Source organism: Citrobacter sp. VF227 (assembly GCF_052950715.1).
Window position 1 is genome coordinate 1 of sequence record NZ_JBRFVF010000418.1, and the last position, 463, is coordinate 463.

The 463-nt window shown below is 69.3% G+C and carries 1 pseudogene; it reads right to left on the bottom strand.

Annotation, left to right across the window (positions count from 1 at the left end):
* Positions 1-191, bottom strand: a pseudogene (locus ACU8YC_RS27080) (hypothetical protein); the annotation flags it as partial.
* Positions 192-463: the final 272 nt, after the last annotated feature.

A 463-nucleotide genomic window follows, 5' to 3' on the forward strand; every position in this document is an offset into this window, starting at 1 on the left:
TCGCAGTTGCGGTTGACCAGCGTCACCTGCCAGGCCGGCGGCAGCATCGCGGCCAGCGTGATCAGGCCGAGCGGCGGCGCGGGCGCGCGGGCGCCCTGCAGCTCCATGGCCTCTTTGAAGTTCCACATGGAGTTCTCGTAGAACTTCGGGAACACCATCAGCACGCGCGGGGCCGTGTTCGCTTCCGACATGCCAGTTTCCCTCGTTCACACGCGCGGTCCCGGCCCGACCGGAGATCGGAACGGGCACAGGATCGACCCCTGACCTGCGGGCGAATTAAGGCCGTTTTTCGCTCCCGCAGCAATCGGAGCCGCCGATCCCGACAGGACGCGCGTCCGGACCCGGTGAATCAACCCCGCCGACGGGTCATGGGGCGGATCCGGCCCGTTTGCCGCGGGGCTGCGCCATTCGGGCGACAGGTCTAGCCGGAACCGTCACGGCCCGACGCGGAACCGCTCCGGCC